Annotated in this window: 8 protein-coding genes; all 8 read right to left on the reverse strand. The window is 67.9% G+C overall.

Annotated features, from left to right (window positions below; translation table 11 throughout):
* Window positions 1-69: 69 nt before the first annotated feature.
* A complete protein-coding gene (locus tag AC3A46_RS10665; RefSeq protein WP_487665155.1) occupies window positions 70-9900 on the reverse strand; it encodes a VWA domain-containing protein in 9831 nt (3276 codons plus the stop codon).
* A 242-nt stretch (window positions 9901-10142) separates the two neighbouring features.
* A complete protein-coding gene (locus tag AC3A46_RS10670; RefSeq protein ID WP_056371400.1) occupies window positions 10143-10361 on the reverse strand; it encodes an Rv0909 family putative TA system antitoxin in 219 nt (72 codons plus the stop codon).
* Window positions 10362-10536: 175 nt separating this feature from the next.
* On the reverse strand, window positions 10537-11730 hold the full coding sequence (tuf, locus tag AC3A46_RS10675) for an elongation factor Tu (protein WP_056371402.1): 1194 nt from the start codon (window positions 11728-11730) through the stop codon (window positions 10537-10539).
* A gap of 158 nt (window positions 11731-11888) precedes the next feature.
* Entirely contained in the window at window positions 11889-14003 is a 2115-nt protein-coding gene (fusA, locus tag AC3A46_RS10680) for an elongation factor G (RefSeq protein ID WP_045301474.1), read from the reverse strand.
* A 94-nt stretch (window positions 14004-14097) separates the two neighbouring features.
* Window positions 14098-14568, reverse strand: coding sequence for a 30S ribosomal protein S7 (gene rpsG / locus AC3A46_RS10685; RefSeq protein ID WP_056117669.1), 471 nt, complete (start codon window positions 14566-14568; stop codon window positions 14098-14100).
* Window positions 14569-14573: 5 nt separating this feature from the next.
* Window positions 14574-14942 (reverse strand): 30S ribosomal protein S12, encoded by a 369-nt coding sequence (gene rpsL, locus AC3A46_RS10690; RefSeq protein ID WP_018171438.1) that lies wholly within the window; start codon window positions 14940-14942, stop codon window positions 14574-14576.
* A 349-nt stretch (window positions 14943-15291) separates the two neighbouring features.
* Window positions 15292-15891, reverse strand: coding sequence for a hypothetical protein (locus AC3A46_RS10695; protein ID WP_487665156.1), 600 nt, complete (start codon window positions 15889-15891; stop codon window positions 15292-15294).
* The coding region (locus AC3A46_RS10700) for an FHA domain-containing protein (protein WP_487665157.1) at window positions 15888-16596 on the reverse strand (709 nt) is incomplete at its 5' end. The genes AC3A46_RS10700 and AC3A46_RS10695, both read right to left, overlap by 4 nt.

Raw genomic sequence — 16596 nt, forward strand, 5'->3', positions numbered from 1 at the left:
CGCACTGAAAAAGGCCGCCGGGCGGCTGGAGAGGACGGGCCCTTGGGGGTTCCCCGTCCTCTCCAGGGATCACAGTGTCGGCTTGGCCTCTCCGCGACGGCGGCGCGAGACCGCGACCACGGCAGCGCCCGTGAGCATCACGACCAGGCCGAGCAGGATCATCGGCAGCATCGGGCTCCCACCCGTCGCCGGCAGCGACGACAGCAGCACGGTGGCGTCGTCCGAGTCGCGGCCCGGGTCGTCCGGGTCGCCGAACGTGTGGTACTCCACCACCGCGATGTTGTTGATCGTGTTCGCCTTCGACGCCGGGTTCACCGTCGCCGAGAGCGTGATCCGCGGAGCGACCGATGTACCGCCGTTGTCGGAGTTGATCGGCTGCAGGGGTCCGAACAGCACGCACGTGAGGGTGCCCCCGTAGCCGGAGCCGCTCTGACCCGTCACCTCGCAGGACTGCCAGTTCGGGAACGTGTTCGCGTCACCCTTGCCGGTCCAGTTCACCTCGGTGATCTTGATGTCGGCCGGGATCTGGTCGGTCACGACCACACCCTCGGCGGCGGCGTCGTCACTCACGTTCGCCACGTCGAGCGTGTAGCTGAACGACTTGCCCGGCTCGGTCTTCTCGACGCTCGCCGTCTTCTCGATCTGCACCTCGGTGTGGCGTGCCACGAAGCACTCGGGCGTCGCCGGCGGGTACGCGGCCGAGAACGTCTCGCTCGGGTTGACCGAGAGCGTGACCTCGGTGTTGCCGCGCCAGGCGAAGTCGAGCTCGCTCGGGTCGAGGATCAGGCCGTTGAAGATGAACTCGGCCTGCTGCGCCGGCGTCATGACGTTGCTCGTTCCCGGCAGGTAGTACTGCGTGGGGTTCGAGCCCGGCACGATGTCGGTCACCTCGATGGCGCGCCATCCGGGGTAGTCGATCGAGATGCCGGACGGCGTGAATGCCGCACCGGGCCACGAGATCTCGTCAGCCCACGTCAGGGTCCCGCCCGGCTGGGAGAGAGTGACGTTCGCAGGCGTCGTGGTCGGCTTGACGTCGGGGTTGACCGGCTCCCAGAAGAAGTCGATCGGTTCGGCGAGCAGCGTCTGCGACTTCGAGACCGACCACCCGAGGAACGGGGCGTCGCCCACGCACTTGGTATAGACGATCACGGAGATGTCGCGGACCGGGATCTCGTTCGTGTCGCAGTTGTTCGACTCGACAGCGTCGATGTCGGCCTCGACACACGCCGTGTTGACGAACTCCTCGATCGCCGCCGGCGTTGCCGGCGGCTCGCCGGTGCCGACGTCGATCACATCGGACTCGACCTCGGTGAACGTGACGTTCACCTTGATCGTCGCCGATGCGCCGACCGCGAGAGTCGGAGTGCTCACACTGAGCTCACCGTTCTCATCGACCAGGCTGGGCGAGTTGTCGTTGACCCAGCCCGCAGGCAGCTCGATTCCGGTCACCTCGAGACGATCCGGGATCGGGTCCGTCACGACGACGTTCTTCGCGACTCGCGTGCCCAGGTTCGTCACCGTGAGCTCGTAGGTGAAGATGTCACCCGGCTCGACGCTGCCCTCCTCGGGCAGGTTCGAGGCGGTCTTCTCGATCTTGACGTCGTCGTAGTGCACGACCTGGCAGCCGTCGTCGGACTTGACGTACTCGCCCGACGTGACCGTACCGACGTTCGGGATCAGGATGCCGCTGGACTCGGTGTCGCGGCACGCCTGCGGCGCGCCCGCCGGCGGCTCCGCGACCTCGACCGTCGCGAACACCCGGTAAGTGTGCACCTTGTTCTCGGGAGTGAGCTCGCCGTCGTCGACGACCGTCCACGTGCCTGAGCCGTTCCACGTCGGGTTGGTCGGGTCGGGGGTGACGTCGGTCCACGCCTCGGCGTGCCAGTCACCGTCGAGCTCGACACCCGCCGGCAGCGCCGGGGCGTCAGTCAGGTCATAGGCCACCGATTCGGGCAGCGGGTCGGAGTCGGACACCGGGTAGCTCACCGTGACGATGTACTCGATGTCCCACGTCCCGTCACCGTTGTCGGTCGTCTGGCCGCCGTGCTTCTCGATCGTCGGGAAGACCGGCTCGGAGCAGGCGTCCACCGGCGTCTCGGAGCCACCCGACGTCAGCAGCGCGGTGTTGAGGAAGCCGCCGGCCTCCGGGCCCTCCCCGCTGATGCAGTCGGTGGTGCGACCGTCGATCGCCTCCTTTGTCACCGAGGCCACGACCGTCACCGTGTAGGTGTGGGTCTCACCCGCGTCGATCGTCCGGTCGTTCGCGAGCGTCTCGGTCGAATCGGGTCCCGCGAAGTCGTGCGACGTGCCGTCGAACTCCCACTCGGCGCTGCCGATGTTGATGTCGCCGCCGAAGTCGAGGGTGTCGGTGAGGTCGTACTCGGCCGACAAGCCCTTCGGATTCTGCGGACCTTCACCGGCCAGCGTGACGTCGATCTCGTAGACGATGGTCCAGTCACCCGTCTCGGGGTCCTGGGTCGTTGACGTCACGGTCTTCGTCGGCACCGGGTAGACGCGCTCCTCCACCGGGATGCAGTCCTCCCCGGGGATCTCGATCTCACCGATCGACAGCACCGCGGTGTTGAAGAATCCGGTGCCCTCGCCCTGGCAGGCTGCGAGATCGGGGTCGAACGTGTCGGAGATGTCGACGAGCCACGCGATCGTGTACACGTGGGGCTCGTCCGTCGCGCCGAGCGGCTCGTCGGTCACGAAGTCCGTGCCGGCCGTCACCGGGATGGGAGTACCCACCGGGTCGGTGTCGGTCCGCTGCGCCACACCCGAGATCACGTCGATCCCCGGAGCGAACGCCGGCGTGTCGGACAGCGAGTAGAACGTGTCATAACCGCTGCCGGTGACCCGGAGTTCGTATGTCACAAGCCACCTCGAGGCGTCGTCCTCGTCCTGTGCGGCCGAGACCCCGATCTTCTGGAACGTGGGCAGCTTAGGCTCGGAGCAGTCGTCGGCGGGGATCGCCTCGCCGTTCACCGTGACGGTCGCCACATTGAGGAAGCCGCCGGCCGACGGGCCCTCGTCGTCCTTGCAGACGAGGGTGTCGCCGTCCCACGCTTCCGCGTCGATGTTCGCGTGCGCCGTCACCGTGTAGGTGTCGACACCGGCCGCGTCGACCTTCGGCGCAAGCGCCTGGTCGGTCGCAAGGGTGGCGCTCCAGGCCGGCCCCGCGAAGTCGCCGAGTCCGGTAGGACCGGTCCACGATGCATCCACGATCTCGATGTCGCCACCGAACTCGAGGGTGTCGTCGAGGCTGTACACGGCCGCCAGCGTGGTCGAGGAGTTCGTGACGACGACGTCGTACGTGATCTCCCACGTCCCGTCCTCGAGCTGCTTCGTGCCGGTCACCGTCTTGGCGATGTCGACCGTCGGACGGTCGATCTGGGCGCAGTCCTCACTGGTGTTCCCGCCGACGCCGTTGGTCACGGTCGACGAGTTCCAGATGCCGCCGCCTTCGTTCTCGCAGTCGAGGGCGGAGTCTTCGACGGATGCCGCGACCGATACCGTGCGCGACACCGTGTAGGTGTGCGTGGCACCGGTCGGGATCAGTCCCGTCGCGAACTGCACGACTCCGTCGCCATCCCACGCCGGGTTCAGCGTTCCCGAACCGCCGCCGGTGGCCACCGGCCCGGTCGCCGCCCACTCTCCGCCGCTCACGCCCGCAGGCAGGACGTCAGGAGTGTCGGTGATCGAGTACCAGAGGTCGACACCGGTGCCGTTGGTCACCGACACCTCGTAGCTGAGCGTCCACTTACCGGTCTCGGTGTTCTGGACCGACTCGAGCGCGGTCTTCTGCACCGTCGGCTTCGCCGGGATCGCGCAACCGCTGTCACTGTCGCTGCCTCCCGGGAACGTGACGGTCGCCACGTTGAAGAAGCCACCGCCGTTCTCGGTGCAGCGCAGGCCCGAGGGCGGAACCGGATCGATCTTCGACTTGGCCGTGACCACGTAGGTGTACACGTGGGCGTCCGCTCCCGTCGCATTCGCTGCGATCGGCACGTCGGTGGTGTCCGGCGAGCCTTCCCAGCCCTGCGTGAGGATCTCGAAGCTCGTTGCGTCGAACTGCGGCGCGTCGGTCAGCGTGTAGACGCTTGGGAGGGGGTTCGGGTTCGACACCGTCACCTCGTACTCGATCGTCCAGACGCCGTCGACACCCTGCGAGACGACGCCGTCCGACTTCTCGATCTGGACAGGCCGCGGGTTGACCGAGGCGCAGCCGTCGTCGTTCGTGGTGCTGACGCCGTTGGTCACCGTCGCCGTGTTGACGATCGCGACACCTGTCGCGGTGCCCTCACCGCAGGCATTCGCCACCGGGCTGAGCGTTCCCGTGATGGTGACCGTCGCCGTGATCGTGAACGTGTGCGTCGCACCATTCGCGATCGACTGCGCCGCGATGACGTTAGGAGTCGGCCATGCGGCCGAGGCGTTCGGCCCCGTCACCTTCCAGTTCGAGAGCGCGGTGCCCGCCGGCGCGGCCGGCGGCGTGTCGGTCAGCGAGTAGTACAGCGTCTTCCCGCTGGCGTTCGACACCGCGACCTCGTACGAAATCGTCCAGGTGCCGTCCTCGTTCGCGGTCGCCGGCTTGCCGGTCTTCACGACAGTCGGGGTTCCCGGAGTCGCGCAGCCGGTGTCGGTCGCCGTTCCACCCGGGAACGTCACCGACGCCCGGTTGAAGAAGCCGCCACCGTTTGTGAGGTCACAGGTCAGCGAAGGGTTCTGCACCTCCGCGTCGCGGTTCACGACCATGCGGTACTTGAACGTGTGCGATGCGCCTGCCGCGATCGGCGTGTTCGGTGCCGGCACGGGCGGCTGGTCAGCCGTCGGAACCCATCCGCTGGAGGGGTCGGCAGTCCAGCCCGCGCCCGGCTGCGGGGTGTCGGTCAGGGTGTAGACCGTCGCCGTCGTCTGGCTCGAGTTCTGCACGGTGACGTCGTACAGGATCTCCCACTGGGTGAGCGAGATCTGCGTCACGACGCCTGCGTTCGACTTCACGACCGTCACCGGCGGGAGCACGATCGACACACAGCCCGTGGCATCCTTCACCACCTGGCCTGAGGTGACGGTCGCCTTGTTCTTGAGGCCCGCTTCAGCCGCGCAGTCGCCGATCGAGGTCGCCGACGTCGAGGGCACGAGCTTGCCCGTCACGGTGTACGCGTAGCTCGTGTTCGCGGGCAGCGTGCCCGTCCAGATCGTCGCCGATCCGGGTGCGTAGGGCGATGCCGCGGGAGCCGGCGCACTGCCGACCGCGGTGACCGTCCAGCTGTTCGGGTCGAGCGTCCAGCCGGCCGGAGCCGCGGGGAACGCGTCGCTCAGCGTGGCCTGCAGCGCCGTGGTGGCGCTGGGGTTGCCGACCGTGACCGTGTACTGGATGTTCCACGAGGCATCCGGGTTCTGCGATGCGGGGTTCGTCCCCACCTTGACGATCGTCGGGAACACCGGCTGGGCGCAGTCCTGCACCGTCGTCGGCTTGCCGTCGACCGTCAGCGTCGCGGTGTTGAGGAACGCGCGCTTCGGCTCGGTCGAAGTGCAGACCGAGGAGGTCGCGCCTGCCGCGCTCGGCGCGACATCGGCGATCACCGTCACCGTGTAGACGTGGGTCGCCAGCGGCTGGTTCACGTTCGTCTGCGGTGCGAGCGACCCGCTGGGCGCCAGCGTCGCGGTGCCGGCCGGCAGAGTGAAGGCACCGCTCGTGCCGTTCGGACCGGTCCAGCTCGCGGCCGAGGCCGTGATGCCGGCGCCGAGCTGCAGCGCGTCGGTGAGCGAATAGAAGAGCGTCGACGTGCGCGACTGGTTGGTCACCGTGATGTCGTACACGATCTGCCACTTGCCCGCGTCTGGGCCGGCAGCGATCTGCTGCGGCGAGCCGGCGCGCACCTTCTTGACGATGCCGCCTTCGGCCGGGATCGCGGTGTTCGTGATCTCACACGTCACGTTCTTGCCGACCACCGGAACCACGACGTCGTCGTCGACCGGGAACGCCACCCGCGGGTCGCTGCCCGTGATGTAGCAGCTCCAGTCGCCGGCGGTGTAGCCGGAGACGTTCTGGCTCTCGGAGAGGGTATATTCCGCTCCGGGCATGACCGCTCCGGATGCCGTTCCCTGCCCCGTCACCGACGTCTGCCCCTGGGCGGCCGCCGTGAGCGTCCACTGGTCGGGCGTGGCAGAGCCGGCGCCGTTCTTGTTGTCGACGATCTTGACGAGGTTCAGCGTCGGCTTGATCGCGCGGTTGGTGAAGGTACAGGTCACGTTCGCGCCGTTGGCGACCGTCACCGTCTTGTCCTGCAGCGAGGTGCCGCCGGTCGAGCAGACGAGGTTCGTCCACTCGTAGCCGGTGATCTGGTTGATCTCGTTGAGCGTGTAGACGCCCGCCGGGACATCCTTCGTCTCGTTGTGGTTGAACGTCAGGGTCGCGTCCTGGCCGCGCTTGGCCGTGAGCTTCTGGTTCCAGTCGCTCGGGACCGCGGAGCCGCCGTTGCTGTCATCGACGACCTTGACGAGCGTGAGCTTGCCCGGCTTGTCGTCGTTGGTGAAGGTACACGTGACGTTGTCGCCCGGCTTGAGGGTCAGCGTCGGGCTGTCCTTGGTGGTGTTCGCGTAGCCCGTGCAGGAGAGCGTCGTCCAGTCGTAGCCGGCGATCACCGACTCCGAGAGCGTGTAGACGACGCCGGCCTTGACGTTCTGGTTCGAGACCGCCGGAGTGCCCGTCACGCCGCTGAGGCTCGGACCACCGGGGGTGTTCGCCTCGAGTGTCCATGCGGTGTTGGCCGCGGTGCCGCCGTTGTTGTTGACGACCTCCTTGACGAGGGTCAGCTTCGGCGCCACGTCGTCGTTGACGAAGCGGTACACCGGCGTGTCGAGGCCGGCGACCTGGACCATCCAGTTGCCCTGGCCGTTCTGGCGCGGGTACCCGTTCGGGTCGGCGCTGGCCACGACATCGACCCACGACCCGTTCACCAGCTGCTGCAGCTTCTGGAACTGGTAACCCGCCACGCTCGACTCGGTCAGCGTGTAGGTGTGACGCGGGCGAACCTGGAAGGTGCTTTCGGCGACCGGCGTCTCAGAACCGTCCACCGTGGTCGCTGACAGCCCGGCGAGGATCGCCGGCGTTCCGGTCAGCTTCCAGTCGTCGGCCTCCGCCGAGCCGCCGTTGTCGTTGACGACGTGCTTGAGCAGCGTCAGCGAAGCGGTCTGGTTCACCAGCGTGCATCGCACGTTGTAGCCGAGCGGCACGTTGACACCGCCGTTGATGCCGTCCGAGTAGCCGCTTCCCTGCACCGGGTTGCCGTTGCCGTCGACCTGGATACAGGTGGCCGAACCGCTCGAGAGCGGGTTCGACTGCAGGTTCGTGCGGTTGTCGGTCTGCGCGTACAGCGGGCTGCCGTTCGTCTCGAACAGCTGGTAGCGGGCGTCCGGCGTGACGTCGTGCTTGACGCCGGTGGTGCCGGGCGCGAAGGCGATCGGCGCGGGAACGTCGGTGCTCTGCGCGTTGAGGGTCCACGACGACGCCTGAGCGTTGCCGCCCTGCACCTGCTTGACGAGGGTCAGCGTGCTGCGGCAGGTCACGTTGTTGGTGATCGTCGCGGTGTTGTGCTCCTGGCTCAGCGCGACCTGATAGCCCGAGCCCAACGCGGTGTTCATCGACGCGCCGTTGACCTCGGTCACGCGGGCGTCATTGGTGCACAGCTGCGGATCGATCAGCCCGACCGTCTCGGTGAGGGTCGTCGAGTCGCCCTGCGTATAGCCTCCGCGGGTGACCCCCCACCCCTGGGGGGTGGCGCCTGCGGCCCCAGGTCCGGTGAGGCTCAACTGCGAGGTGAGTCCGCCCGGCTGCGCGCCGTTGGCGTAAGCGGTGCCGTTGACGACCCACTTCTTGGTGACCGTGACGTCGACCTCCGGACTCGGCGCCCGGTTGTAGACGATGCAGTTGACAGCCTGCGTGTTCGGCACGTCGACGGAGAAGCCCAGCGGTCCCTGGTTCGTGACAGTGACGCCTGCACCCGTGTTGAGGTTCGTGCAGACGGCGTTCTTCGAGTTCACCTGCGTGAGAGTGAAGCCCTGCTGCTGTGTCTCCGTCACCGTGACGTTGCCCGAGTTGATGCCACCCCCGAAGTTCAGCGGGTAGGTCACGGTGCCGGTGCCGTCGGCGGTTGTGGTGCGGTTCGCCGTGGGCGTGGTCACACCCGCGGTGTTCGAGACACCGGCGAACTGCCAGCCGGCGCCCGCGGGAGTGGCGCCCGCGATCGAGCCCGCCGGAGCGGTGTTCGGAACGATCTGCTTGGTGACCGTGAGGTTGCCCTGGCAGTTGCCGAGCGCGAGGTTGCGCAGCGCCGCGCCGACGGCGCTGTAATCGGCCGTCTGGTAGTAGTCCGCGACGGCGCCGTTGCTGCCGGTGTACGCGGTCGGGCCGGAGATGGCGCGGATGTTCAGCGCGTTGTTCGCGCCCGTCGCACCGGCGCCGACGCCGAACGCAAGGACGCGGGTGCCTGCGGCCTTGAGCGCGTTGGCAGAGAAGACGCCGTTCTCCGTCTCACGGAAACGGTTGTCGCTGCCGCTGCCCTGGTAGGGCTGGTTGTAGGTGGTCGGGTTGCCGTCGGTGATGATCACCGCGACATCGAACTTGTTCGCGCCGGTGTTCGACGAGGCCGCGATGCCGAGACCGCGGTCCCAGTTGGTGCCGCCGGACGACGTCCAGCCCGAGTACCGGTTCTTGAAGGTCGTCCCCTGGCCGGCGGTCGAGACCGACACGAGGTCGGGGTAGTTCTGCGACGCGCCGGCGCCCGGCGTCTGCCATGAGAACGAGAACAGTGACATGCGCGAGGGCGTTCCCTGCAGCGCGTCGACGAAGGTGTTGGCAGCCTGCTTGAGGTTCGGGAGCGCGTCGCCGACCGAGCCCGAGATGTCGAGGATCAGCGCGACGTCCAGACCACACGCCGGGGCGAGCGTGGGGTTGTTGCGCGACTGCTGCCAGATGCCGCCCGATGCGTTGTCCGCGTCGCCGGAAGCCAGCATGAAGTCGTTCGCGTTCTGCGACGAGTAGGTGTTGCCCGCGCGCAGCAGCGAGCCGGTGCGGAACTGGTAGGTCAACTGCGAACCGGCGCCACTCGCCCCGCCGACGCGAAGCACGGGGTTCATGTAGTAGCCGGACGGGACGCTCGACTGGACGACCCAGTAGCGGGCGTCGCGGTTCGCGCCGTTGTTGCCCGTGTTGGGCACGACGAACGAACAGTCGCCGTCGGCGTCGGAGGTGCACTTGGCCCATCCGTCAGCCGTGCCGGCGACGCCGTCGGGACGGGTCCCGCTCGGCGAGTTCACCCCCGTGTTGAGCAGCAGCACGACACCCATGAGGTTCGTCACGCCGGTGATCCCGGTGCGGTCGGATCCGACCTTCACCGTGATCACGGCCTGGCCGGCACCCGGCTCAGGCACCGAGAGAACGCCGACGCCGGCGTCCTCGGTCGACGGCGCCACGCGCGACTGCGACTGGTCGGTCTTCGACTCGTCGCTCTGCGTCTCATCCGCCGGCGGCTCGGTCGCCTCCTCCGACGGCGCCGGAGCAGGCTCCGCGGGCGCAGGTTCGGCCGGAGCGGGCGCGGGTTCGGCCGGGGCGGGCGCCGGGTCGGACGGTGCCGGCTCAGCCGGCGTCTCCTCGGCAGGAGGAGTCGATTCCTCCGGAGGAGTCGTCGCCTCGGTCGACGGCGAGGGCGTCGGAACGACCTCCGCGATCGCCGGAGTGACCCCCGTGAAGATCAGCGCGCCCGACAGCAGTGTCGCGATGCCGCCGGCGTACCACCGGTGCCGCATCGTCAGCTTGCGGTCGCGCTCACGCGCCTCCCGCAGCCTCCGCCGCACTCCCGAGCGTGCCGAACCGTCAATTCCCCAGTGCCCAGACATCAAGGTTTCCCCTTCTCGCTGATGTCAGCTCAAGGGGACCCCGAATTTCCCGGTCGGACTCCCCAAGTGTGCGTTCCCATCCGGTGTTAACTCCCCAGTCGCACCGGACGCACGTAGCCCACGGTCAAGCTATCGGCGCTTCGGGCGGGACGTCAAGTCTCAATGTTCACGCGCCGATCACCGATCACCTCAGGAGACACGAAGCGGCCCGGGTCTCCCCGGGCCGCTTCTCGATGATTCCGCTACTGGTTGCCGACTGCTCCGTCGACGTTCCCGCGGACGTCGTCGACCGTGTCGTGGTGCTCCTCCGGCACGACCTTCTTGGCGAGACCTGAGGCACCGTCGAGCACCTTGTCGCTGATGTCCTCGGCCTGTTCGGACTTGAGGAACTCGCCGATCTTGTCCTTGTTCTGCTCGTACAGGCCCTTGCCCTGGTTCACGAGGTCGTCGAAACCGCCCATGCTCACTCCTTCGCGCACCCCCGGCGAGGCGCCCAGACCCATCCTGTCGGGACGGATGCTGCGGCGGAACCCCTGCGCACGGTCGGTCTCGTGCGCATCTCGGACGCCCCGCAGACGCGGAGAAGCCCCCGGGATCACTCCCGGGGGCTTCTCGCAGCAGTTGCGCCGAAGAACCTTACTTGAGGATCTTCGTGACCGTGCCGGCGCCGACGGTGCGGCCACCCTCACGGATGGCGTAGCCGAGGCCCTCCTCCATGGCGATCGGCTGGATCAGCTCGACCGTCATGTCGGTGGTGTCGCCGGGCATGACCATCTCGGTGCCCTCGGGCAGCGTGATGACGCCGGTGACGTCGGTGGTGCGGAAGTAGAACTGCGGACGGTAGTTCGTGAAGAACGGGTTGTGACGGCCGCCCTCCTCCTTGGACAGGATGTACGCCGTGCCCTCGAAGTTGGTGTGCGGGGTGACCGAACCGGGCTTCACGACGACCTGGCCGCGCTCGACGTCGTCACGCTTGGTGCCGCGAAGGAGCAGACCACAGTTCTCGCCGGCCCAGGCCTCGTCGAGCTGCTTGTGGAACATCTCGATACCGGTGACGATCGTCTTCTGCGTCGGGCGCAGACCCACGATCTCGACCTCGGAGTTGATGGCCAGCGTGCCACGCTCGGCGCGGCCCGTGACGACCGTGCCACGGCCGGTGATGGTGAAGACGTCCTCGATGGGCATGAGGAACGGCTTGTCCTTGTCACGCACCGGGTCGGGGATCGACTCGTCGACCGCCTCCATGAGCTCGAGGATCTTCGCGGTCCACTCGGCGTCGCCCTCGAGAGCCTTGAGGCCCGAGACGCGGACGACCGGAGCGTTGTCACCGTCGAAGTCCTGCGACGAGAGGAGCTCGCGAACCTCGAGCTCGACGAGCTCCAGGATCTCCTCGTCGTCGACCATGTCCGACTTGTTCAGCGCGACGAGCAGGTAGGGCACGCCGACCTGCTTGGCGAGCAGCACGTGCTCACGCGTCTGAGCCATCGGGCCGTCGGTGGCGGCGACCACGAGGATCGCGCCGTCCATCTGAGCGGCACCGGTGATCATGTTCTTGATGTAGTCGGCGTGACCCGGGGCGTCGACGTGAGCGTAGTGACGCTTCGGGGTCTCGTACTCGACGTGCGAGATGTTGATCGTGATACCGCGCTGACGCTCCTCGGGAGCCGAGTCGATCGACGCGAAGTCGCGCTGCACGTTGGTGGCCGACGGGTACGTGTCGGCGAGCACCTTCGAGATTGCGGCGGTGAGCGTGGTCTTGCCGTGGTCGACGTGACCGATCGTTCCGATGTTCACGTGCGGCTTGGTGCGCTCGAACTTGGCCTTAGCCACTGGGTCCTCCTCAGGACGTTCGTGTAGAGGTTCCGGGCGCTGGTGTGCGCCGGTCGTCTACGGGGATATCTCCACCTTAGTAGAGACGGTTCTGTTGATTCTGTGTGAAGTTGTGCCGTCGGGATGCCGCGTCACCGAGGCATCCCGACGGAAAAGGGTTACTCGCCCTTGACCTTCTGAACGATCTCGTCGGCCACGTTGCGAGGAACCTCGGCGTAGCTGTCGAACTCCATCGAGTACACGGCGCGGCCCGAGGTCTTCGAGCGCAGGTCGCCGATGTATCCGAACATCTCGGACAGCGGGACCAGCGCGCGGACGACCTTGACACCCTGGGCGTCCTCCATCGACTGGATCTGGCCACGACGCGAGTTCAGGTCGCCGATGACGTCGCCCATGTACTCCTCGGGAGTACGCACCTCGACCGCCATGAGCGGCTCGAGGATGACGGGGTTCGCCTTGCGGACGGCCTCCTTGAAGCCCATGGAACCCGCGATCTTGAACGCCATCTCGGAGGAGTCGACGTCGTGCGACGCACCGTCCATGAGGATGGCCTTCACGCCCACCATGGGGTAGCCGGCGAGCACGCCGACGTTCATGGCGTCCTGGAAGCCCTGGTTGGTCGGCTCGATGTACTCGCGCGGGATGCGGCCACCGGTGACCTTGTTCTCGAACTCGTACGTCTTGTCGGCCGTGACCTCGAGGGGCTCGAGCGCGAACTGGATCTTCGCGAACTGACCCGAACCACCGGTCTGCTTCTTGTGCGTGTAGTCGTGACGCTCGACGGTCTTCTTGATCGTCTCGCGGTACGCCACCTGCGGCTTTCCGACGTTGGCCTCGACCTTGAACTCGCGCTTCATGCGGTCCACGAGGATGTCGAGGTGCAGCTCGCCCATGCCCTTGATGACCGTCTGGCCGGTCTCGGCGTTCTGCTCGACGCGGAACGTCGGGTCCTCCTCGGCGAGCTTCTGGATCGCGAGACCCAGCTTCTCCTGGTCGGCCTTGGTCTTCGGCTCGATGGCGACCTCGATGACCGGCTCCGGGAACGTCATCGACTCGAGGACGACCTGGTTGGCGCTGTCGGCCAGGGTGTCACCGGTGGTGGTGTCCTTGAGGCCGATGACCGCGTAGATGTGACCGGCGGTGACCGAGTCGACCGGCATCTCCTTGTTGGCGTGCATCTGGAAGATCTTCCCGATGCGCTCCTTCTTGCCCTTGGTCGCGTTGACGACCTGGGCGCCCGAGTCGAGGTGACCCGAGTAGACGCGGATGTAGGTGAGGCGACCGAAGAAGGGGTGCGTGACGATCTTGAACGCGAGCGCCGCGAACGGCTCGTCGCGGTCGGCGTGACGCTCGATGATGACCTCTTCGTCCTTCGGGTCCTTCGCCTCGATGGCGGGGACGTCGAGGGGGGACGGGAGGTAGTCCACGACGGCGTCGAGCATCGGCTGCACGCCGCGGTTCTTGAACGCCGAGCCGCAGAGCACGGGGTAGAGCTCCGAGGCGATGGTGAGCTTGCGGATCGCGGCCTTGATCTCGGCGACCGTGAGCTCCTCGCCGCCGAAGTGCTTCTCGAGAAGCTCCTCGTCGGACTCGGCGACCGTCTCGAGAAGGATCTCGCGGTACTCCGCGGCCTTGTCGGCGAGGTCGGCCGGGATCTCCTGGATCTCGTACTTGGCGCCCATGGTCACGTCGCCCTTGGCGTCGCCGGGCCACACCAGTGCACGCATCTCGACGAGGTCGATGACACCCACGAAGTCGCTCTCCGAGCCGATGGGCAGCTGGAGCACGAGCGGCTTGGCCTTCAGGCGGTTGACGATGGTGTCGACCGTGAAGTAGAAGTCGGCGCCCAGCTTGTCCATCTTGTTGACGAAGCAGATGCGGGGCACGTCGTACTTGTCCGCCTGGCGCCAGACGGTCTCGGACTGGGGCTCGACGCCCTCCTTGCCGTCGAAGACGGCGACCGCGCCATCGAGGACGCGCAGGGACCGCTCGACCTCGACCGTGAAGTCGACGTGGCCGGGCGTGTCGATGATGTTGATCTGGTTCTTGTTCCAGAAGCACGTGACGGCGGCCGACGTGATCGTGATGCCGCGCTCCTGCTCCTGCTCCATCCAGTCGGTGGTCGCAGCGCCGTCGTGCGTCTCGCCGATCTTGTGGTTGACGCCCGTGTAGAACAGGATGCGCTCGGTCGTCGTCGTCTTGCCGGCATCGATGTGCGCCATGATGCCGATGTTGCGGACCTTGTTGAGGTCGGTGAGCACTTCTTGTGCCACGGGGTGTCCTTAGCTGTTGAAGGTGGTTCTGGGCGGGCGGCCCTTCGACAGGCTCAGGGACCGGCGAACCGGTCGCCGAGCCTGTCGAAGCGGCTTACCAGCGGTAGTGCGCGAAGGCGCGGTTCGACTCGGCCATCTTGTGGGTGTCTTCGCGGCGCTTGACCGCGGCACCGAGGCCGTTCGAGGCGTCCAGGATCTCGTTCTGGAGGCGCTCGGTCATCGTCTTCTCACGACGACCCTTGGCGTAGCTCACGAGCCAGCGGAGGGCGAGCGTGTTGGCGCGGTGAGGCTTGACCTCGACCGGCACCTGGTAGGTCGAGCCACCGACGCGGCGGCTCTTGACCTCGAGGGTGGGGCGCACGTTGTCGAGCGCCTTCTTGAGCGTGGCGACGGCGTCCTGGCCGTTCTTCGCCTCGACACCCTTGAGAGCGGTGTACACGATCGACTCGGCGAGCGACTTCTTGCCGTCGACGAGGATCTTGTTGACGAGCTGGCTGACGATCGGAGCGCCGTAGACCGGGTCGTTGACGACGGGGCGCTTCGGGGCGGGTCCCTTACGAGGCATCTTTCTCAGCCCTTCTTCGCGCCGTAGCGGCTGCGAGCCTGCTTACGGTTCTTGACTGCCTGGGTGTCGAGCGCACCCCGGACGATCTTGTAGCGGACACCGGGGAGGTCCTTCACACGGCCGCCGCGGACGAGCACGAGCGAGTGCTCCTGCAGGTTGTGGCCCTCGCCGGGGATGTACGCCGTGACCTCGGTGCCGTTGCGGAGCTTGACACGGGCGACCTTGCGCATCGCCGAGTTCGGCTTCTTCGGGGTGGTGGTGTACACACGGGTGCAGACACCCGCCTGCTGCGGGTTCGCCTTGAGCGCCGGCGCCTTGGTCTTCGAGACCTTGGGCGAGCGACCCTTGCGAACCAACTGCTGAATGGTTGGCACGTTCTCTCCTTGTTGTGCTGCACGGTGACAGCGTCGTGGTCTCCCCCGCGGCCTCCGGATCTTGCGATTCGTGACGCTGCGGGCTCACGCGGACCCACCGACGCGCCAGAATGACTGACACGCTTTCGTTGGTGGGTATGCCGTGGGGGTGGCCTGTTCGCAGGCCGTTCCCTGAGATGCGGCGCTCGCACCGGTTCCCGCACCGAGGCACGGTCGACGGCGCGCGTGAGCGCACACCCGATCCATGATACGTGGGTTTCGGGGGTCGGGCAAACGCGCAAGCACGTTGCCGCCCCAACCGGACGACGACACGCCGCAGCACGGTCGAGATCGCCTGCGGCCGTCCGGGTCAGCCGCTCGTCAGGAGGACGACGAGCGCCAGCGCGACGACGATGACGAGGACGGATGCCGCGGCCACGACCGCGATCATCCGCCGGCGTCGGCGACGCCTGCGGGTCGCCTCGGCGGCAGCCGTGTCGACGTGATCCTGCGGCGTGCGGCGTGCCGGCTCCGCACGCACCGCGGTGACGGGAGGCACGGCACGGGCGCGGTAGGCGTCCGCCGCCGATGCGGGCGGAGCCGCGACCCGGCCGGGCACCGCCGATGCCTGCCCGGCGGGCTCCGGGGCCACAGGCGACGGGGAAGCGGCGCGCCATGCGCCGGTGGAGGGACCGCCGGCCTCGGGTGCCGGTGGATGGGCGGTCCGGCGGGGGCCGGCAGGCGCCGACTCGGTCGCAGCCTGCGTGGGAACCTCGGAGTCGGAGTCGGAGTCGGAGTCGGAGTCGACCGCCGACCTCGCCGAGATCGCGGTGTCGTCGACGGCGTCGATCTGGGTCGAGGAGCGCCGCGACGGCAGCGTGCGTTCGTCGAACGCGTCGTGGTCGTCGGGCGCGGGCGCCGCGGTCCTGCGTCGGGAGAAGGCGGTGCGCTCGTCGTCGGGATCGATCACCCGTCGCTCCGGCGCAGCCGGACCTCGGCGTCGCCCAGCAGGAACCGGTCGCCGGCCTCGACCTCCTCACCCGGAGGGGCCTCGACCTCGGTGCCCATCACGGTGGCGAACAGCACCCCGTTGGTGGAGTCGAGGTCCGTCACGTACCACTTGTCGTCGCGCAGCCGCAGGCGCGCGTGCGTCTTCGACACCGTGCCGTCCTGGATCGAGACGAGCTGCGCGTTCGGGTGGTCGGGATCGGCGGCGGGCCGGCGGCCCAGGATGACGATCTCGGACGAGAGCGCGACGGGCTCGCCGGTCGGCGGCACGAGCGCCCAGTCGGTGCGCTTGCGGCGGGCGATGATCGTCTGCTCGAGGATGTCCTCCTCGTCCGGGATCTCGGGCTTGCTGTGGAACGCCGACACCGATGACCGCGCCGAACGCGGTGAGCCGGCGTCGGGCGCGCCGTAGATCGCCGACACAGGTCCGGAGTTCTCGGGGAAGGCGTCGGCCTCGCTCATCGGCGAGCGCGCGGGAGCCCAGGGCTCGCGCTCGTCGCCCGCCGAGGAAGCTGCCGGCACGCGGGTGACGGGCGGCCGGGTGATGCCCTCCTCGCCGGTGGTGGCGGCGTCGGGCACCGTGAACGACTCGGCGGCGGTGCGGGCGGGGCCGGCGGGCGCGGGCGACGCAGCGGCTGCCGGGAGCGATGCGAGCGGCGTCGCGGGC

The sequence above is a fragment of the Microbacterium sp. Soil_C_42 genome (assembly GCF_057656735.1).

Bases quoted from the DNA above. Each gene is read 5' to 3' on its own strand.
- rpsG (WP_056117669.1), bottom strand. From the start codon at position 14,568: ATGCCTCGTAAGGGACCCGCCCCGAAGCGCCCCGTCGTCAACGACCCG.
- AC3A46_RS10665 (WP_487665155.1), bottom strand. From the start codon at position 9,900: ATGTCTGGGCACTGGGGAATTGACGGTTCGGCACGCTCGGGAGTGCGG.
- AC3A46_RS10670 (WP_056371400.1), bottom strand. From the start codon at position 10,361: ATGGGCGGTTTCGACGACCTCGTGAACCAGGGCAAGGGCCTGTACGAG.